The organism is Methylomonas sp. MED-D (assembly GCF_050276835.1).
Lineage (GTDB): Bacteria > Pseudomonadota > Gammaproteobacteria > Methylococcales > Methylomonadaceae > Methylomonas > Methylomonas koyamae_A.
The window spans coordinates 5,029,545-5,048,397 of the sequence record NZ_CP189965.1 but is presented as its reverse complement, the minus strand read 5'-3'; the positions used below and the strand labels follow the sequence as shown (position 1 = coordinate 5,048,397).

The following is an 18,853-nucleotide window of genomic DNA, read 5'->3' as shown; positions in this document are numbered from 1 at the left end:
CCTGTAATTCAAGGCAATGATAAATAAATGGTTTTATTCGGGAGGGAGCCAATATTTAAATAAACTATGTTATATAAAATATTAATGGCTGGCAGTATCTGGGAAATCACCGAAAATGGACTGCGGCGGGGTCCGGCAGATTGGCGGTTATTAAGCCGTTGAAGCCAAATCTGCGATAGTGCTCAAACAATTTTCGGCAATTCGGGCGAACCGTGACGCTTGAGATTCTTGGTCGCAAAATGGTGGCGGCAAATGATTTTAAAACTATGTTATTTGACGGAGTTTTACTCCGTATTGCCGAGGAAATGATGAAAATACTTAGATGGCTGGTTTGGGTTGCGTGCGTGCTGGCCGGCTGGCATTCGGCTGTTGCCGATGAGATAGCGTTCAAGCCGTTTCGGATCGATAGCTATCGGCAAATTCTTGCCGAGTCCGCGCACGCGCCGTTGTTGTTGGCGATTTGGTCGGTGGATTGTCCGTCCTGCCTGAAAGACATGAAGAACTTAAGGGCGCTGCACGAAAAACATCCGGAGCTGAAGATCGTCATGCTCGCGGTCGACGACGGCGAGGCTTTGCCGGAGATACGCAGAATCATTGGCGATGAGCGCCTGGCGGCGCTGGATAACTGGGTGTTCGCCGACGAAAATTCGGAAAAATTGCGTTATGAAATCGATCCGGCGTGGTTCGGGGAATTGCCTAGAACCTATTTCTTCGATGCGGCTCATCGGCGAACAGGTAAGAGCGGTGCCTTAACGATGGATGAGTTCGAGGCCGAACTCGCCAAGTTAAAGCACTAGGCCTTAGGCAATGCTTGGTTTGGCGCTTTATTGCTCGACAGTGACGAAGGCCAGTTTGGAAATACCGGCATGTTGCACCGTTGCCATCACTTCGGCGACTTTACCGTAGTTAACGCCTTGGTCCGCGTAGATGTGGATCACGATGTCGGGATTGGCGGCTAATTCGCCCTGCAACGTGGTCTCCAATCCAGCCAAGTCGGCGATCGGGTTTTTGTTCAGCGTGACGCCGCCCTGCGCGTCGATGCCGAGTTGCATCGGCTGTTTTTCGGTGTCAGGGGTGGTCGAGGCGGTTTTGGGTAGCGCCACATTGACCGATTGCGTTAACAGCGGCGCGGTGACCAGCAGGATGATCACCAGTACCAACATGACGTCGACCAGCGGCGTGACGTTGATTTCGCTAACGGCTTCGTCTTCTTCGGAATTGGTTTTAAAGCCCATCGATTACTCCTTGTCTTTGGCGTTGTCGCCGAACGCGATATGCAGGAAACCGTCCACGAAATTTTCCAGTGAGGCGCGGTGATGCTTAGCCCGGCGCATGAAAAAATTGTAGGCCAATACGGCCGGAACCGCTACCGCGATACCGATCGCGGTGGCGATTAGCGCGTCGCCGATCGGACCGGCGACCACGTCCAGACTGGCCGAGCCGCTGGCGCTGATGTCGTGCATTGCGTGCATGATGCCCAACACTGTGCCGAATAAGCCGACGAACGGCGCGGTGCTGCCGATACTGGCCAGCATCGTCAGTCCGCTTTCCATTTTGCGCTGTTCCATCTGGGTTTGGTGCCGCAAGGTTTGCTCCAGCAAGTCTTGCGGCGAGCCGCGGAATCGCAGGCTTGCGCAAGTCTCGGGATGGCTCATTTCAGCCAGCCAAGTAAAGCCGCAGGTTGCGACACGCGCCTTAGGGCCGCGCAACTTTTCGGCTGGCAATTGCTGGGCGGCGGATAGATCGGCGGAGTCCCAAAACGCTTCGTTGAATTGCTTGTTGTAATAGTTGTTTTTAGCGAACTGCCAGATTTTGAAAAAAATCAAAGTCCAGGTTATCAACGAAAACGCCAGCAACGTATACAACGTGGCGTCGATAACCAATTCCGGGGCTATATGGTAGGGCATTAATTTCTCCGTTTTTATTCACGCAATGTAAAGATGATGGGGACGATCACCGAGCTGGCTACCGGTGTTTCGCCGCGTTTGGCAGGGATGAATTTCCATTGTTTGACCGCTTCGACCGCCGAGTCGTCCAAAACCTCGTGACCGCTGCTGTGCTCCAGCGCCACGGCATCGGCCAAGCCTTCGGCGGACACTTGCACTTTCAGCAAGACCTTTCCTTGCCAGCCCCGACTTTTGGCGATCATCGGATATTCCGGCTTGGGATTATGAGCGTAGTTAGCCCGAAAATTGGCTTCGGTAAAGGGCTCGGCCTGAGTTGCGGTACTGGTGGTTTGCGTCACTGACGGCGACGGATTGGCCGGTGCGGTCACTGGCGTCGGCTGGGTTTCGGCCGCCGCTTCGCTGGGCGCGTACTCCGGTGCTTTTTGCACGATGGGTGGCGCCTTTTTGGGCAGCGGCTTGGGTTTGGGCTTGGGTTTGATTTCGGGCGGTTTTTTCTCGGGAGGCGCCGGGGCGGGCGGTGGCGGCGCCACGCTGGGTTTGGGCGCCGAGATCGCGATCATCGACACTTCCATCATCAGCGGTTGCGCTTGCGTCAAGGCTTCCACAGGCTGCAACAGTTGTCGCAAGCCCCAAACATGAACCAGCAGTACCAACACGCTCAGCAAACTCAGCATATTGGAAGGCTTTTCCTCGCCCAGCAATGTTCGCCAAATCGAAGTTCTCGCCTCCCGCGGAGATGGTCCCGTGCCGCCAAAGTTTGCTAGCGGGCTGATCTGCAAAGCCTCTTCGTGGGTTTTAAATAAATACATGAATGCAATGAGTGCTGGAAGGTATGCAGGTTCTAAATTCGATCTTACATTGTAAGTTATTTGCCGGTCCGGGATGAACTTCGCTTCATCTGCGAGTTAGTCATTCCCTGGAAAACAGCCTCATTAACATAAGACGATTCAGAAAATAAAATCCCCACCAAAGAATTGCGATTGCGGTCAATTCTGGGTTATGTGGCATAATTTCAACAGCTTTTCGCTTGCATCCAACACTCGCCATGCCTTCGAAACACCCATTCCCCCCCAAGGAAAAACTTTCTACTCTCGCGCTAAGCGCTATCGGCGTGGTGTTTGGCGATATCGGCACGAGTCCGCTTTACGCGATGAAAGAGGTGTTTCACGGCGGCTTGCCAACCGATACCGAACATGTGCTCGGGGTGTTGTCGCTGATCTTTTGGTCGCTGACACTGGTCGTCAGCACCAAATATGCCACGTTTATCATGCGGGCCGACAATCGCGGCGAAGGCGGCATCATGGCCTTGATGGCGCTGGCGCTGCGAGGCGCCAGAAACGATCCGCGCCGTAAGGGATTCATCGTCACGCTGGGTTTGCTTGGCGCCTCGTTGTTTTACGGCGATAGCATTATTACGCCGGCAATCTCGGTGTTGGGTGCGGTGGAGGGCTTAAAGGTCATCGCGCCCCGTTTACACGAATACGTCGTGCCGGCCGCGATCGCGGTATTGAGCTTGTTGTTCATTTTGCAAGTCAAGGGTACCGGCGTCGTCGGCCGCTTGTTCTCGCCGATCATGTGCGCTTGGTTCGCCACCCTGGCATTGCTGGGCATCGTCAATATTGGTAGCGCCCCCGAGGTCCTGATGGCGATCAATCCCTTTCATGCTCTGCATTTGTTGGTAGAGATCGGCTGGAAGGGCTTTTTGATCATGGGAGCCATCGTGTTGGTCATCACCGGCGCTGAGGCCTTGTATGCCGACATGGGGCATTTCGGTTTGAAGCCGATACGTTGCGCATGGTTCTTCGTGGTGTTTCCGGCGCTGATGCTGAATTATTTTGGTCAGGGCGCCTTGCTGATCAGCGATCCGTCGGCGATACGCAATCCGTTTTATCTGTTGGCGCCGAATTGGGCGCAATATCCGCTGCTGATTTTGTCGACGCTGACGACGGTGATCGCTTCGCAGGCCGTGATTTCCGGCGCGTTTTCGGTGACCCGGCAGGCGATACAACTCGGTTATTGCCCACGGATGACCGTGCGGCATACCTCCGGCTATGAAATGCGCCAGGTTTACGTGCCGGCCATCAACGGTTTGATGGCGGTTTGCGTGTTCGTGCTGGTGTTAAGTTTTAAATCGGCTTCGGCGTTGGCTTCCGCTTACGGCATCGCCGTGACAGGTACCATGATCGTCGATACAGTTCTGGCCTTCATCGTCATTCAGGGCTTGTGGCGTTGGAATCGCCCTACTAGCATCGCATTCCTGTCTATTTTCCTGTCGGTGGATTTGTTGTTCTTGGCGTCCAACAGCTTGAAGATTCCGACTGGCGGCTGGCTGCCGCTGGTGGTGGGCGCAATATTGTTCTTGGTGATGACGACTTGGATCAAGGGGCGCGAATTACTGGCCAAATATCTCGAAGATCGGCGGGTGTTGTTCGAAGAACTGGAAGAACGGTTGAAGACCCAGCCGCCGGTGACGGTGCCCGGCACCGCGATTTACATGGCCCGCAGCATGCACGGGGTTCCGCAAGTTTTGTTGCACAATTTGGAGCACAACCGGGTGTTACACGAGAAGATCATCGTGTTGACGATCGTGACCACCGAAGAGCCTTACGTCGACGAATCTCATCGCGTAAAAATCAGGGCGTTCGGCCATAACCGCAGTTTTTACCGAGTGAAGCTCTATTTCGGTTTTCAGGAGGAACAGGATGTGCGCCGCGCTTTGCAACTGTGTTGCCATGAAGGTTTGGACATCAACCAAAAGACCGTGTCGTTTTTCATTGGTAGCGAGCGCTTGTCGTTCCGCCGCAAGAGCCCGATGCCTAAATGGCGCCGTTCCTTATTCAGTTTCCTGACTCATAACTCGACCAGTGCGATCGAGTACTTCAAAATCCCCGTCGAGCGCGTGATCGAGTTAGGCATTCGCATAGAACTCTAAGCGACTAAATCCCGTTGGCCGAGGCCCGGCTAACGTCGGGTCGCTGCTTTCCCAAGCGATGATTTTCAATGGCGGCGTTCGCCGTGTTCGTGATGGCGATGATGTTCGCTGCCGGCGGCATTGGCGGTAGGCCCGCCGCTGAAATCGTGTCTTGTCTCGGTCTCGCTCCGATGGCCGCGTTCCCCCCAGCCCTCGCTTCCGTGCGACTCGTGGTGCCCCACCCCACCATGCCAGTTACTCTCGTGATGTTCGTGGTTTCCGGAATTCGATTCGCGTCGCTCATGGTGCTCATGGCGATCCCTATCGTGATGATCGCGGTAGTGGCCGGGTTGAATGTAATAGGTGCCGTAGTTGAATTGCGTGCCGGGAGAGTAATAACCGCTACCGTAACCCTGATAGGGCTGATACACGCCGTAACTGGAGCCATACCCGTAACCGGTGTAGCCACGTTGGTAATAACCCGTCGCACAACCCGACAGGGTGAACGCGGCAATCGCCAGTATCGTGACTTGCAAGGTTTTCATACGGTGCCTCTGGGCTGTTCGCTCGATTGATTTGAGTGGGTTCCAGAGTAGCCGCGTCCCCTTAATGGCCGCTTAATCGCCGCGAACCGGTCGCTTCGATTGAACGTCTTATTTCTAAGCAACGTCCAGAAAGTGGACGCTAATTCCGCTGTATTGGCGCTGGCTTCGGCGGCTTTCAAATTATTGATTCAGATCAAAAAAATTGCTTTTGTTCAAGTTGGTACGCTGCTTGCACTATTAGGCACCGAGGCCTGCGCCGCCCCGCAGATGAAAGCACTTCAAGACGACGAAAAGCACCCCGCCGATCGGCGCCGGCCTCGATCAAACCTATAACAGTACAATGAGGAATCAACATGGCTATAAGTGCAGCAACAAAAGCCGCAACCGATGCCTTGGCCGTCAATCGCGCGCCAACCAGCGTCAACGCCCAGGAAGTCCATCGGTGGTTGCAAAGTTTCACTTGGGACTTTGACAAAAATCGCACCAAGTATCCTACCAAGTACAAAATGGCGAATGAAACCAAGGAACAGTTCAAGCTGATCGCCAAGGAATACGCCAGAATGGAGTCGGTCAAGGACGAGCGCCAGTTCGGCAGTTTGCAAGACGTGCTGACTCGCTTGGATGCGGGCAATCGCGTACATCCGAAATGGGGCGAAACCATGAAAGTCGCTTCCAACTTCTTGGAAGTCGGCGAATACAACGCCATCGCCGCGACCGGCATGCTGTGGGATTCGGCTTCCGCGCCCGAGCAAAAAAACGGCTACTTGGCTCAGGTGTTGGATGAAATTCGCCACACCAACCAATGCGGTTACGTAAACTACTACTTCAGTAAGCATTTCCACGATCCCGCCGGCCATAACGATGCACGCCGGACTCGTACCATCGGCCCGCTGTGGAAAGGTATGAAGCGGGTGTTCTCCGACGGCTTTATCTCCGGTGACGCCGTCGAGTGCTCGGTTAACCTGCAATTGGTCGGCGAGGCTTGCTTCACCAATCCGTTGATCGTCGCGATCACTGAATGGGCGGCGGCCAACGGCGACGAAATTACCCCGACCGTGTTCCTGTCGATCGAAACCGACGAGTTGCGCCACATGGCCAACGGTTATCAAACCGTGGTGTCCATCGCCAACGACGCGGCGGCTTCCAAATATCTGAACACCGATTTGAACAACGCGTTCTGGACCCAACAAAAATACTTCACGCCGGTATTGGGTATGTTGTTTGAGTACGGCTCGAAATTCAAAGTCGAGCCTTGGGTCAAAACCTGGAACCGCTGGGTTTACGAAGACTGGGGTGGCATCTGGATCGGCCGTCTAGGCAAATATGGTGTCGAATCGCCACGCAGTTTGCGCGATGCGAAAAAAGACGCGTATTGGGCTCACCACGACCTGTTCCTGTTGGCCTATGCCTTGTGGCCCACCGGTTTCTTCCGCTTGACGCTGCCGACCGCCGAAGAAGCGGACTGGTTCGAAGCCAACTATCCAGGCTGGTACGACCAATACGGCAAAATCTACGACGAGTGGCGCGCGCGCGGTTGCGAAGATCCGAACAGCGGCTTTATTCCGTTGATGTGGTTCATCGAAAACAACCATCCGATCTACATCGACCGCGTTTCGCAAGTACCGTTCTGCCCTTCATTGTGCAAAGGCGCCAGCACGCTGAGAGTCCACGAGTACAACGGCAAAAAACATTCGTTTAGCGACGAATGGGGCGAGCGGATGTGGTTGAGCGAGCCGGAACGTTACGAATGCCAAAACATGTTCGAACAATATGCGGGACGCGAATTGTCCGAAGTAATCGCCGAACAGCACGGCGTGCGTAGCGACGGTAAAACCTTGATCGCCCAACCGCACACCAACAAAAACGGCAAGTTGTGGACCTTGGACGACATCAAAAAGCTGAACTGCGTGTTTAAAGACCCGTTGGACGCTCTGTAAACGTCGTTCTTACCACTATCTTAGGAGACAGCTCAATGTCTGTACAAGTACAACAAGGAAAACGCGGATTGACCGATCCGGACATGGTCAAAGAAATTCTGGAAGCCATTCCCGATCAGCCGCTGGATACACAACGTAAGATGAACTACTTCGTTAAGCCGCGCGGTCGCCGGCTGACCGAATACGAAGTATTGACCTGCTATGCGCAACCCACCCCGGACTGGATTCCCGGGGGGTTGGACTGGGGCGATTGGACTCAAAAATTCCACGGCGGCCGTCCGTCCTGGGGTAACGAGACTACTGAACTGCATTCCACCGACTGGCACAAACACCGCGATCCCGCTAAACGTTGGCACGCACCGTACGTGAAAGACAAAGCGGAGGAATGGCGTTACACCGATCGTTTCCTGCTGGCGTATTCATCCGAAGGTCAAGTGCGCTCGATCGACCCCATTTGGCGCGACGAAGTATTGAACGACTATCTCGGCGCGTTTTGCTTCAACGAGTACGGTTTGTTCAACGCGCATTCCTCGGCGTCCCGCGACTGCCTGGGCGATACCTTGCGGATGAGTATCGCGATGATCGGCTTCGATAAAGTCGATAACGCGCAAATGATACAATTGGAAAGAACCTTTTTGGCGAAATTGGTGCCTGGATTTCCTGAATCCACCGACGAACCGAAACGCGAATGGACGCAAGGGGCCATCTACAAAGGTGCGCGCGAAACGGTTCAGGACATCTGGCAAGCTACGTACGACTGGAACGAAATCCTGTGGTCTTGCCACATGGTTTACGACCCCTTGTTCGGCCAGTTCGTGCGTCGGGAGTTTTTCCAACGCCTGTCCTCCTACTACGGTGATACCTTGACGCCGTTTTTTATCAACCAAATGCAGTTGTATTTCTCGCAAACCAAGGGCATCACCTCCGACATGTTCTTCGAATGTCTAGGTGACGACGCTGAGTTCGGCGACTACAACCGCCGGATGATGCGGGCTTGGACCGACAAATGGTTGCCAAGAACAGTGCAAGCATTGCAGGATTTCATGGGCATTTTTACAAAAATCCCGACCATTCCCGGTGTGACCAGCAAGGATGCCGTTGAGGCTGCGTTAGAGCGGGTCTTCGACGACTGGAAACTCGATTATGCCGACAAAGTCAGCTACAAATTCGACAAAGCGGCCATTATCAAAACCATTCTGCAAGGCTTGAAATAAGGAGAGCAACATGTCAGTCAGTTCTAACGCGTACGGCGCCGGCATTATGGCCAAAACCGGCAAAGCTTTTGCCGACGAGTATTTCGCCGAAGAAAACCAAGTGGTGCATGAAAGCAACGAAGTGGTTCTGGTGCTGAAAAAATCCGACGAGATTAACATCGTCGTCGACGAAATCTTGCTGGGCGATCGCAAGGCCGACAATCCGACTTTAGTGGTCGAAGACCGCGCCGGCTACTGGTGGTTGAAAGCCACCGGCAAAATCGAAGTCGATTGCGAGGAAGTCTCGGAGTTGTTGGGTCGTCACTTCAGCGTCTATGACTTCCTGGTGGACGTTTCGTCCACGATCGGCCGTGCCTTTACCCTGGGCGAGAAATTCACCATCACTTCGGAGTTGATGGGCCTGGATCGTCAATTGGAAGACCTGAAATCATAGGAGTTTTTACCCATGGCAAATTACAACATTCATGACAACCCGGTTCGCGATGAATGGATCAAAAAAATCGGTTCGCTCAATACGCTGGCCAAAGGCGTGGAAATGCTTAACGAGTTTCGTCTCAAGTACACCACGCCGCTTCGTGCAAGCTATGATCTTGAACTCGATTGGGGTTGGATCGAGTGCAAGCTCGAGGAAAAAGTAGCCTTGTTGAAACACAAGGAGCTTAACGATCAGCAAATCCAAAACCAATGCGCCAACGGCGCCGATGCCCAGAAGGAAGCGGATGCGGTGCTTGCCAAAATGGCGGCCTGCACCGATAAATTCGCGGCGGAAAAAATCCATATTGGTTTCCGCCAAGCCTTCAAGCCGCCGATGATGCCGGTCAACGTATTCATGGATACCGACCGCATTCTCGGCACCAAGCTGATGGAGTTGCGTAACACCGACTATTACGAAATGTCTCTCGAAGATCTACGCAAAGTGCGTGGCGTCAGAGTCGTGACATTGCAATAGTCGGGCATCGAATTGTCGGCGAACGGGCCTTTATTCGTATGCGGGAGGCCCGTTCTCCGGCATGTTAGGGTTCCGCCATGGATGGCGGGCTCTTCTTTCCCCCGGTTTTTTCGGTTGGGGCGCCGGATCGCGTCTCGGCTTATTCTCAATCTAACTCGATAGACAGTACGATGGATTTACTAGCCAATATCAAATCGGCGACGCCACCGCCGTTTCCGGACGCCTCCGCGCCGGTGACCAAGTTATACGATGTTGCCCCCTATACCGCATTCGGCGAAGACTTGGACTTCATGTGGCGCTGGACCATCTACCGCGACCGCAAGCTGGTGCAAGAAGGGTGCTCGTTGACGCTGGACGCCTCTCGCCGGGCAGTTGAGCACGTGATGGCGTTTTTCAATGTCTCTGCGGCGCGCGTCGGCCAGGGAGACGCTTAACATGATGCATAATGTCAAAATCATCACCGAGGACGGTGAATCGGTCGCCTTCGATTGCGGAGACGACGAAGATATCATCAGCGCCGGATTGCGCCAGGATATCTATCTGATGGCCTCATGTCGCGAGGGCGGTTGCGCGACCTGCAAGGGATTTTGTACCGAAGGCGATTACGAAATCGGTAAGGTCAGTGTCCAGGCCCTGCCGCCCGACGAGGCCGAAGAGGGTTTCGTATTGTTGTGCCGTTGTTTCCCGACGACTAATCTGGAAATCGAAGTGCCGTATACCTATGACCGGATTTCGTTTTCGCCGGAGGGTTTGGAATTCGACGCCGAAATTGTTGAATTGGCGCAGGTGTCCAGTAACGTTGTGAAATTGCGTTTGCAAAAGCTCGGTGACGATCAGCAAATTCGGCTGGATTCGGGACAGTACTACAACTTGGTCATTCCGGGTACGGAAATCAGTCGGTCTTATTCGCCGGCCAATACCGCCAACAATCGCGGCGAGTTGGAGTTTTTAATTCGTATCGTCGACAACGGTAAGTTTTCTTCCTATTTGCAACAGGATGCCTATGTCGGCCAGACCATTCACGTAGTTGGGCCCTTGGGCGTGTTCGGATTGAAGGAAAACGGTTTTACGCCACGTTATTTCGTGGCCGGCGGTACCGGACTGGCACCGATCCTATCAATGGTACGCCGCATGCACGAATGGGAAGAACCTCAGCCCTGCGTGATCTATTTCGGCGTCAACACCGAGCAGGAAGTGTTCTACGGAGATCAGCTCCAGCAACTGGAACAAGCCATGCCGACCTTGTCGGTGCGTATTTGCGTTTGGAAGGCCAGCGACGGCTGGCATGGCGAGAAAGGCAGCGTCGTGGATATTTTACGCCGTGACTTGCAGGGTACCGGCGTCAAACCGGATTTGTATTTGTGCGGTCCGCCGGGCATGGTCGATGCCACTTACGCGGTCTGCGCCGAAGTCGGCATCCCGCGCGACAAAATCTACCTGGAAAAATTTTTGCCTAGCGCCGCTTGAATCCGATGAAAAGCGAAGATCAAGCGTTTATCAACGAAATGGTCATGGAATTGGAAGACAGCATTCGGGCGCTTGCCGCCGAAGAAATCCGTTTGGTTGCCAAGCTCGGCGACGAGCGCGTTGCCGAGTTGCTGGAGTACTGGGAAAGGCGCATGCCGCCCGAGGACGAAGAGGCCTTTCGACTGGCGCTGGACCATAACGACAAAAAACTGACTTGGGTTTGGCTGAGGCTGAAGCGGGCCAGATTGTCGCGAGCGCGGGCCGGTCAGGCGTTGATGAAAAACCGAACTTGATTGCCGCACTAGTTCCCAACCTTCCCCAAAGGCAAAAGGATACCTTTCTGAAAAGCTGTTCCGGACGAATGGCTTTTAGGGGGCGGTTTGGGTTTTAAGAACTTGGGTTAGCGCCCTCGCCGGTTCTCCCTTCGGGAGCAAGCCGATTTTGGCGGGGAGCGTTGGTCCGTCACCAGCATACGAGACTTATGAGTAAACAAATTATTTACAACCCCGAGGCCCGCTTACGGATCATGCAAGGCATGGACACCGTGGCTAGGGCCGCGGCGGCAACGCTAGGCAGTTCCGGGCCGGCGGTACTGATTCAGCACCGTACCGATGGCATGCCGCCCATCTTTACTCGCGACGGGGTGACCGTCGCCAACTCGATCATTCTCGAAGACCGGGTTGCCGATCTGGGTGGGCGAATGCTGCGCGACGTCGCGGGATCCGTGTCGCGGCAAGTCGGCGACGGCACCACCACGGCGATCGTATTGGCTCGAGCGATCGCCGCGGAATGTTTGAAAAGCGTCGCGGCCGGCTTCCATCCACTGCAACTGCAAAAAGGCCTGGATCTGGCGCTGACGCTGGTTGAAATTGAATTGCGGCGCCGGGCATTGACAGACGTCACGCCGGAATGGATCGCCCGAATAGCGGCAGTCGCCAGCAAGGATGAGCCCGGCGTCGGCACATTGCTCAACCGAGCTTTCGCCGAATTGGGTCAAGATGGCCCCTTGACTTTTCAACTGGGTAACGGGCGGGACGACGAACTGGATATTGTCGAGGGTATTCGCTACGACCAGGGCTATTTGTCGCCCTATTTCGTGACCGACCGCAATCGGGCCACGGCGGAACTTGAGCGTCCTTACATCCTGCTCTGCGATCGGGAAATCGTCGACTTGATGGATTTGGTGCCCATCTTGGAACAAGTCGCCGACCAGCATCGTTCGTTATTAGTGATCGCCGACGATGTCCGCGACAGCGCGTTGACCGGCATGCTGCTGAACCACATTCGGGGCGTGTTCAAAACTGTCGCGGTCAAGCCGCCCGGTTTTGGCGATCGCCGGCTGGAAAGATTGAACGACTTAGCCTTGTTGACAGGCGCCACGCCGGTCCTACAAAGCCACGGGACTCGGTTGGAAGATCTGACGTTGGCGCAACTGGGCCAGGCGGAGCGCGCAATCGTCGGCGCGGAAACAACTACCATACTGGCCGGCGCCGGTGATTCCGAAGCCGTCGCGCGGGTTGTGTCCGGCTTGCGTCAAGCGCTCGCGGACGTGCGCGCCCGCAAACCGGGCGACGGCTCCCCGACCGGCAATCAGCACGAAGCGGACGAGTTGGAAGAACGCATCGCGATGCTGTCCGGTAAAACCGGGGTGTTCAGCGTCGGAGGTGTCACCGACATCGAAATCAAGGAACGCATGGTCCGCATCGAAAACGCCTACAAGTCGGTGCAAGCGGCGCTGGAGGAAGGCGTCATGCCCGGCGGTGGTGCCGGGCTTGTCGCCGTCGCGGCGGTCTTGGACGAGGTCATCGCCGAGAATGCCGAACAACAGCGCGGCGTGGCGATTTTGAGTCAGGCCTTATTCGCGCCGTTGCGACAAATACTCAGCAACGCCGGTCTGAATGGGGAAATCGTCGCGGCGGACTTACGCCGACACGCCGGCGAGAGTTATGCCTACGATACGCAGCGGCAACGCTTGGGTCCCTTCTTGGACATCGGCATCATCGATCCGGTGAAGGTAGTCCGTTTGGGATTACGTAATGCAGTGAGCATCGTTGGCACGTTAATGGCCAGCGAATCAGTGGTGATGGATGTGCCCGATCCCACCATTATGGCCGGCTATTCGCCGGAATGGGCCGCGGCGACTCGCGAGGACCCGCGCGCGTGATGCAACCTACCTCTTAAACCTCCTCTCTCGACTAGAGGATTCTCCGCTCCGGGAATCTTGCAACTCCGAGAACAGGCAATGTGACGTTATGTCGCATTGCCTCTTTTTTTTATTTTGTTATGGTGCGCGTTCTACTCTAAACGAACGAAAAACAGCCTAAGCCGCTGTTTTTTATTTAGTTTCGCGCCAAAACCAAAATCGGCGCCCGGACATCGAGACAAGAAATGGATATTGCGTTACGGTTACCCGAAACCGCCAAAATTGTTCAGGAAACCTTTCTGTACAAGCGTACGCTGGAATTCGAAGTCGACCGCCCGGTTCAAGCCTGGCGATGGATGAATCAAACCCGCTCCGTGCCCGATCAGAGCGACTGGGTTCGGCCGGAAGTGGCCGAAGCTTGGCGGCGTTGCTTGGAGGACTATCAATTGCCGCTAGGGAATTTCGCCAATTGGCAGCGTTCGGGCCAGGGCGTTGTCGGCGGCGATGCGCAGTCCCGCCAGATCGCCGAGTCGCTGGCGGACTTGGGTCACCAATTTCACGTGTTTTTGAAAGAAGCCGGCGTGATGCTGGTGCTGACCGCCGCCGACGGCGCGTTGTTACAAGCTCTAGGTGAGAATCCCTTCCCCAGCCCGTTCATGCGCAACCTGTACGAACAAAACAGCCGTTGGAGCGAAGCGGTGCTGGGCAACAACGGTATCGGTAGCGCGGCCTTGCTGAAACGGCCGGTCGCCTTTCAAGGCATGGAGCATTTCTTGAGTTTGTTACATCCTTTCAGCACGGTCGGTTACCCGTTGCTGGACGACAGCGGCGAATTGCTGGCGGTGATCGGCCTGGTTGCCGATCGCCAGGAGAGTATGAATTCCTTGTTCGCCTTTCTGCATCTGCTATGCGTGGTGTTGAATACCAATCTACCGTTAACGCGAAGTCCGGCGGCGCAGGCCAGGGTCTTGGAAAAAATCCCGTTCAAATTAGCGAAAAGGCCGCCGCAAACCGAGGAACCGGCCATGTCGGAGCAATTGGCGGCCTTGGTTGATAAGGCGGTCAAGTTGCAGCAATACAAGATTCCCATCCTGATCACCGGCGAATCCGGCGTCGGTAAGGATCACTTCGTCAATCTCCTCAAGCATGCCGGGCCACGCCGGGAGCAACCCTTGATCGCGATCAATTGCGCCTCGATACCGCACGATTTGATCGAAAGCGAGTTATTTGGCTATGAAGCCGGCAGCTTCACCGGCGCCCGCAGCGGCGGTAAACCGGGCAAATTTTTGTTGGCCGACGGCGGCATTTTGTTTTTGGACGAAATCGGCGATATGAGCCTGGATTTGCAATCCACGTTGCTCCGGGTATTGGAAACCTCCGAATTCACGCCGGTCGGCGGTGCCAAGCCGATTCGGGTCGATGTGCAGATCGTCGCGGCCACCAATGTGCCTTTGCTGGATGCGGTCGAGGCCGGTCGCTTTCGGCGCGACTTGTATTACCGTCTCAACGGCGCGCAAATCCACCTGCCGCCACTGCGCGAGCGGCAGGACAAACAGGCCATCATCCATCACATTCTGCAGCGCGAACTCGCGAAAATGCCCAACGCACAAGCGATCGGCATATGTCCCAGCGTCATTGCCTTGATCGAGCAGCATCCGTGGCCAGGCAATATTCGGCAATTGATCAACGTAATACGCGCCACGCTGTATACCGCCGGCGGCAATTTCATCACGCGCGAGGATCTGCCGGTGGACTTTGTCGCGGAACTGGCGAAAACCGCGCGGGAGTCCGAACCGGAGTTGGAGGCTTCGCCCAGGGCGTCGCAGCCGGGACGGGCGATGACGCTAGAGGATTGGGAGCTTTACGGTATCAAAACCACGTTGCGAGCTTGCGCCGGCAACATTTCGCAGGCGGCCAAGGCGCTAGGTATCACCCGAACCACGCTGTACAAGAAAATCGACCGGTTCGGCCTAAGCCGGATGGCCAGCGAGTAGCGCGGCGGTCTTTACATGCCGAGATTTTCGGGCGGTTCGGTAATCACCGGATTGCTTAGCGCGCCAAGTCCCTCGATTTCGATGCGCACGGTCTGTCCAGGTTTCAAATAGCCGCGCGGCTTCATCTTTACGCCAACGCCGGCCGGGGTGCCGGTGGTAATCACGTCCCCCGGCTCCAGCGTCATCGCCTGGGTCAGATAGGCGACCATTTCGTAGCAATTGAAGATCATCTCGCCGGTGTTGGCGTTCTGCCGCAATTCGCCGCCCACCCAGGTCTTCAACGTGAGATTGTGCGGATCGGCAATTTCGTCGGCGGTGACCAGCCACGGGCCGAGCGGACCGTGGCTGTCGAAGGATTTGCCCAGCGTCCAGGTCGGCGTACGTGCCTGCCAGTCCCGAACCGTGACATCGTTGCAGATGGTATATCCGGCGATGACGTCGCGGGCGTTCTCCACGCCGACATATTTGCAGCGTTTGCCGATTACGAAGGCCAATTCGCCTTCGTAATCGACCTTGTCCGATATTGGCGGGATATGGATCGCGGCGTCGGGGCCAATGACACAAGTGCTTTGTTTGGTGAAAAAAGTCGGGTATTCGGGCTTTTCCCAGCCGGTTTCGTTGATATGGTCGGCATAGTTCAGGCCGATGCCGAGCAATTTGCCGGGTCTGGGGATCGGCGCCAGCAAGGTCACGTCGGCCAGCGCCAATCTCGGCGCGCCGCCGTCGATCAGCGCTTGCAAGGCCCGTCTGGCTTCGACGCCCGCCGCCAAAAAACCGATCATATCGTTCGGCAAGCTGTCGTCGGCGGCGACGATCGCATCGCCGACCAGCGCGCCGATCTTGCAAGCGCCGTTACTTAGAAAAGTTACCAGTTTCATATAATCGCTCGATCCGAAAATCGGTCATTTTAGCCGATCGGCCGGGTTTTGGCGGCGGCGCTCGGCGGGCGTTCGCCCGCTAGTCGCGTTGTGGGGTACAATCGCACGTTGATTCGCAACGGTCGCTACGACCCATTCTGAGCAACACTGATGACACCCGCCCAATTTGCCGAATATGCCCAACAGGGCTACAACCGCATTCCGGTTTGCCGCGAAGTTTTAGCCGACCTGGATACGCCGCTCAGCGCTTATTTGAAGCTGGCCGACGGCGCTTATTCCTATTTGCTCGAATCGGTACACGGCGGGGAGCAGTGGGGACGCTATTCGATTATCGGCTTGCCGTGTAACACGCGCATCAAAATCCACGGTTTGACGATCACGGTCGAACGCGACGGAGCGGCCGCCGAGACCTTCGAACACGCGCGGCCACTGGCCTGGATTGAAGAGTTTCGCGGGCAATACCAGGTGCCGGACGTGCCCGGTCTGCCGCGCTTTAACGGCGGTTTGGTCGGCTATTTCGGCTACGAGACCATCGCTTACATCGAACCGCGCCTAACACCCGGCGACAAACCCGATCCCATCGGCGCGCCGGATATCTTGTTGATGGTCTCGCAGGACTTATTGGTGTTCGACAATCTGTCCGGCAAAATGCTGTTGCTGACTCACGCCGACCCGGCCCAGGACAATGCCTATCACAACGCCAAGGCCCGGCTGGATAGCTTGGTTGCGAAGCTGCGCGAGCCGCACGCCCACCCGCAATCGAGCGCGACGACCAAGCATGTGCGGGAAACCGACTTCGTGTCCGGCTTTACCCAGCAAGGTTTCGAAGCCGCGGTCATGAAAGCCAAGCAATACATTACCGACGGCGATTGCATGCAGGTGGTGTTGTCGCAACGGATGTCGATTCCGTTCGAGGCCTCGCCGCTGGATTTGTACCGGGCCTTGCGTTGTTTGAATCCATCGCCGTACATGTTTTTCATGAATCTCGGCGATTTGCACGTGGTCGGCTCGTCGCCGGAAATTTTGGTCCGCCTGGAAGACAACGAAGTCACGGTCAGGCCGATCGCCGGCACCCGCCGCCGAGGCGAAACCCACGAGCAGGATCTGGAGCTGGAAAAAGAACTGCTCGCCGACCCGAAAGAAATTGCCGAGCATTTGATGCTGATCGATCTGGGTCGTAACGACACCGGTCGGGTCGCGAAAATCGGTAGCGTCAAACTCACCGACAAGATGATCGTCGAGCGTTATTCGCACGTGATGCACATCGTTTCCAACGTCACCGGCGAATTGCAGGAAGGCAAAAACGCCTTCGACGTGCTGGCGGCCACCTTCCCGGCCGGCACCGTCAGCGGCGCGCCCAAGATTCGGGCCATGGAAATCATCGCCGAACTGGAGCCAGTTAAGCGCGGCATTTATTCCGGCGCGGTCGGTTACATCTCCTGGTCCGGCAATCTGGATACCGCCATCGCCATCCGCACGGCGGTGATTAAAGATCAAACCCTGCACATTCAAGCCGGCGCCGGCATCGTTTACGATTCCGTGCCGCGCAGCGAATGGGATGAAACAATGAACAAGGGCCGCGCGGTGTTCCGCGCCGTCAGCATGGCCGAAGCCGGCCTCGGAGGCAAAGCATGAGCGGCGTCAGATTGGTGATGGTCGACAACTACGATTCGTTCACCTACAACCTGGTGCAATATTTCGGCGAACTGGGTGCCGAGGTGGCGGTGGTGCGTAACGACGAAGTGACGGTGGAAGACATCGAAGGGCTGCGCCCGGACAAAATCGTGATTTCCCCCGGCCCCTGCACCCCCAAAGAGGCCGGCATCTCGGTCGAAACCATCCACCGCTACGCCGGCAAGTATCCGATTCTTGGCGTCTGCCTGGGCCATCAAAGCATAGGCTACGCCTTCGGCGGCAACATCATCCATGCTAAGCAAATCATGCATGGCAAGGTGTCGCCGGTGTATCACAAAGATTTGGGTGTGTTCAAAGGCTTGAGCAATCCGTTTACCGCCACCCGCTATCACTCGCTGGTCATCGAACAGGCGACCATTCCCGATTGCCTGGAAGTCACCGCCTGGACCCAGGACGAAGCCGGTAACATCGACGAAATCATGGGTGTGCGCCACAAAACCCTGGACATCGAAGGCGTGCAGTTTCACCCCGAGTCGATTTTGACCGAGCACGGGCACGACATGTTGCGGAATTTTTTGGAGCGCTGAGTCGGTTTGACCGGAGTTCGTAGCGAGACGTATCCATCGCCATCGCGTTCAATACGGCCGAACAGTGCCGAACGGGCTCCCAGCGCTTACTCCTCCGGTTTTGCCTTCTCGTCGCGGTTGATGATCTTCTTATCGATGGTGTCGTGCAGCAGGCGGATCAGTGCGGCCGAGCCGTCTTCGTTGGCGGCGAAGTCGTCCGGTTTGCCCAGAGCGGCATTGACTTTGACGCCGGAAATCGCGTCGGTCAATGAAATGGTGTATTCCGCTTCCGGGAAGTCGTTATCCAAAAATAGCCGGTTCAACAGGCTTTTGGTTTTGCCGCCGGTATCCGGGTCGTAGCGGACTTGGATTTTGTTGTCGTTGCGGTTTTTGTCGACGATGTCGATATCGCTCAGCGTCAGCGCGGTTTCCACCATTTCCCAGGCCCGATCCAGCCGGGTCATCAACGTTAGCTGCGGTTTTTGACCGTCGTCCTTGAAGTCAACCAAGCCCGCCAGCATGGATTTTCCCCCGCTTTTCGAGCCGGTCAGATCGTCGGCGGCGATGGCTGGTTGCGGATGGGGATTCTCGATCGGCAGTACCGGCGGCAATTCCAGGTGCTTGATGTCGCGATATTTTTCCGGGGCGTCGGCGCAACCGGCCAATAGCAGACAAGGCAGGGTGTAACGCAACGTTTTCAACATGGG

20 protein-coding genes are annotated in these 18,853 nt (G+C 55.9%); 14 read left to right on the top strand and 6 right to left on the bottom strand.

Annotated elements, in window-relative coordinates; translation table 11 throughout:
• The first annotated feature begins 308 nt into the window (after positions 1-308).
• Complete coding sequence (locus ACQE3E_RS22500; RefSeq protein ID WP_313731005.1) at positions 309-797, top strand: TlpA family protein disulfide reductase; 489 nt, start codon at positions 309-311, stop codon at positions 795-797.
• 27 nt (positions 798-824) lie between these two features.
• On the opposite strand, the gene ACQE3E_RS22495 is transcribed toward ACQE3E_RS22500, so the two are convergent.
• From ACQE3E_RS22495 to ACQE3E_RS22485, 3 genes are read right to left on the bottom strand one after another with little or no spacing between them, the layout of a single operon-like run.
• On the bottom strand, positions 825-1,235 hold the full coding sequence (locus ACQE3E_RS22495) for an ExbD/TolR family protein (RefSeq protein ID WP_064028409.1): 411 nt from the start codon (positions 1,233-1,235) through the stop codon (positions 825-827).
• Between the two features lie 3 nt (positions 1,236-1,238).
• Positions 1,239-1,907, bottom strand: coding sequence for a MotA/TolQ/ExbB proton channel family protein (locus ACQE3E_RS22490; protein WP_064028407.1), 669 nt, complete (start codon positions 1,905-1,907; stop codon positions 1,239-1,241).
• A gap of 14 nt (positions 1,908-1,921) precedes the next feature.
• Positions 1,922-2,581 (bottom strand): energy transducer TonB, encoded by a 660-nt coding sequence (locus ACQE3E_RS22485; RefSeq protein ID WP_313731007.1) that lies wholly within the window; start codon positions 2,579-2,581, stop codon positions 1,922-1,924.
• Between the two features lie 371 nt (positions 2,582-2,952).
• Between ACQE3E_RS22485 and ACQE3E_RS22480 the strand changes: the two genes are divergently transcribed.
• Positions 2,953-4,839 (top strand): potassium transporter Kup, encoded by a 1,887-nt coding sequence (locus ACQE3E_RS22480; protein WP_064028403.1) that lies wholly within the window; start codon positions 2,953-2,955, stop codon positions 4,837-4,839.
• 65 nt (positions 4,840-4,904) lie between these two features.
• On the opposite strand, the gene ACQE3E_RS22475 is transcribed toward ACQE3E_RS22480, so the two are convergent.
• On the bottom strand, positions 4,905-5,363 hold the full coding sequence (locus ACQE3E_RS22475; RefSeq protein ID WP_071160744.1) for a hypothetical protein: 459 nt from the start codon (positions 5,361-5,363) through the stop codon (positions 4,905-4,907).
• A gap of 99 nt (positions 5,364-5,462) precedes the next feature.
• Here ACQE3E_RS22475 and ACQE3E_RS22470 point away from each other — a divergent pair, with 99 nt between their 5' ends.
• The 10 genes from ACQE3E_RS22470 (at position 5,463) to ACQE3E_RS22425 (ending at position 15,067) form a co-directional block, all read left to right on the top strand.
• Positions 5,463-5,696 (top strand): hypothetical protein, encoded by a 234-nt coding sequence (locus ACQE3E_RS22470; RefSeq protein WP_139306385.1) that lies wholly within the window; start codon positions 5,463-5,465, stop codon positions 5,694-5,696.
• 20 nt (positions 5,697-5,716) lie between these two features.
• On the top strand, positions 5,717-7,300 hold the full coding sequence (gene mmoX, locus ACQE3E_RS22465; RefSeq protein WP_064028395.1) for an aromatic/alkene monooxygenase hydroxylase subunit alpha: 1,584 nt from the start codon (positions 5,717-5,719) through the stop codon (positions 7,298-7,300).
• 35 nt (positions 7,301-7,335) lie between these two features.
• Complete coding sequence (mmoY, locus tag ACQE3E_RS22460; RefSeq protein WP_168028529.1) at positions 7,336-8,514, top strand: aromatic/alkene monooxygenase hydroxylase subunit beta; 1,179 nt, start codon at positions 7,336-7,338, stop codon at positions 8,512-8,514.
• Between the two features lie 10 nt (positions 8,515-8,524).
• Positions 8,525-8,947 (top strand): methane monooxygenase regulator MmoB, encoded by a 423-nt coding sequence (gene mmoB / locus ACQE3E_RS22455; protein ID WP_064028391.1) that lies wholly within the window; start codon positions 8,525-8,527, stop codon positions 8,945-8,947.
• Positions 8,948-8,959: 12 nt separating this feature from the next.
• Positions 8,960-9,463: an aromatic/alkene monooxygenase hydroxylase subunit gamma gene (gene mmoZ / locus ACQE3E_RS22450; protein WP_064028389.1), complete on the top strand. Its 504-nt coding sequence runs from the start codon at positions 8,960-8,962 to the stop codon at positions 9,461-9,463.
• Between the two features lie 170 nt (positions 9,464-9,633).
• Positions 9,634-9,897, top strand: coding sequence for a soluble methane monooxygenase-binding protein MmoD (mmoD, locus tag ACQE3E_RS22445; protein ID WP_064028387.1), 264 nt, complete (start codon positions 9,634-9,636; stop codon positions 9,895-9,897).
• Between the two features lies 1 nt (position 9,898).
• Positions 9,899-10,930 (top strand): aromatic/alkene monooxygenase hydroxylase FAD-binding subunit MmoC, encoded by a 1,032-nt coding sequence (gene mmoC, locus ACQE3E_RS22440; protein ID WP_231883651.1) that lies wholly within the window; start codon positions 9,899-9,901, stop codon positions 10,928-10,930.
• Positions 10,931-10,935: 5 nt separating this feature from the next.
• Positions 10,936-11,223: a hypothetical protein gene (locus ACQE3E_RS22435; protein WP_064028385.1), complete on the top strand. Its 288-nt coding sequence runs from the start codon at positions 10,936-10,938 to the stop codon at positions 11,221-11,223.
• Positions 11,224-11,411: 188 nt separating this feature from the next.
• Positions 11,412-13,094 carry a chaperonin GroEL gene (groEL, locus tag ACQE3E_RS22430; RefSeq protein WP_313731012.1) on the top strand — a complete coding sequence of 561 codons (1,683 nt, stop codon included), beginning with the start codon at positions 11,412-11,414 and terminating at the stop codon, positions 13,092-13,094.
• Between the two features lie 224 nt (positions 13,095-13,318).
• On the top strand, positions 13,319-15,067 hold the full coding sequence (locus ACQE3E_RS22425) for a sigma-54-dependent Fis family transcriptional regulator (protein ID WP_427501097.1): 1,749 nt from the start codon (positions 13,319-13,321) through the stop codon (positions 15,065-15,067).
• An 11-nt stretch (positions 15,068-15,078) separates the two neighbouring features.
• Here the strand turns inward: ACQE3E_RS22425 and ACQE3E_RS22420 are convergent, their stop codons facing one another.
• Positions 15,079-15,945, bottom strand: a complete 867-nt coding sequence (locus ACQE3E_RS22420; RefSeq protein ID WP_427501096.1) for a fumarylacetoacetate hydrolase family protein — start codon at positions 15,943-15,945, stop codon at positions 15,079-15,081.
• Between the two features lie 150 nt (positions 15,946-16,095).
• On the opposite strand from ACQE3E_RS22420, the gene trpE reads away from it, so the two are divergent.
• Entirely contained in the window at positions 16,096-17,580 is a 1,485-nt protein-coding gene (trpE, locus tag ACQE3E_RS22415; RefSeq protein ID WP_313731016.1) for an anthranilate synthase component I, read from the top strand.
• On the top strand, positions 17,577-18,167 hold the full coding sequence (locus ACQE3E_RS22410; RefSeq protein ID WP_071160739.1) for an anthranilate synthase component II: 591 nt from the start codon (positions 17,577-17,579) through the stop codon (positions 18,165-18,167). The genes trpE and ACQE3E_RS22410 overlap by 4 nt, the downstream gene beginning before the upstream one ends.
• Before the next feature lie 86 nt (positions 18,168-18,253).
• Here ACQE3E_RS22410 and ACQE3E_RS22405 read toward each other — a convergent pair whose 3' ends face one another.
• Positions 18,254-18,850: an outer membrane protein assembly factor BamC gene (locus tag ACQE3E_RS22405; RefSeq protein ID WP_064028373.1), complete on the bottom strand. Its 597-nt coding sequence runs from the start codon at positions 18,848-18,850 to the stop codon at positions 18,254-18,256.
• Positions 18,851-18,853: the final 3 nt, after the last annotated feature.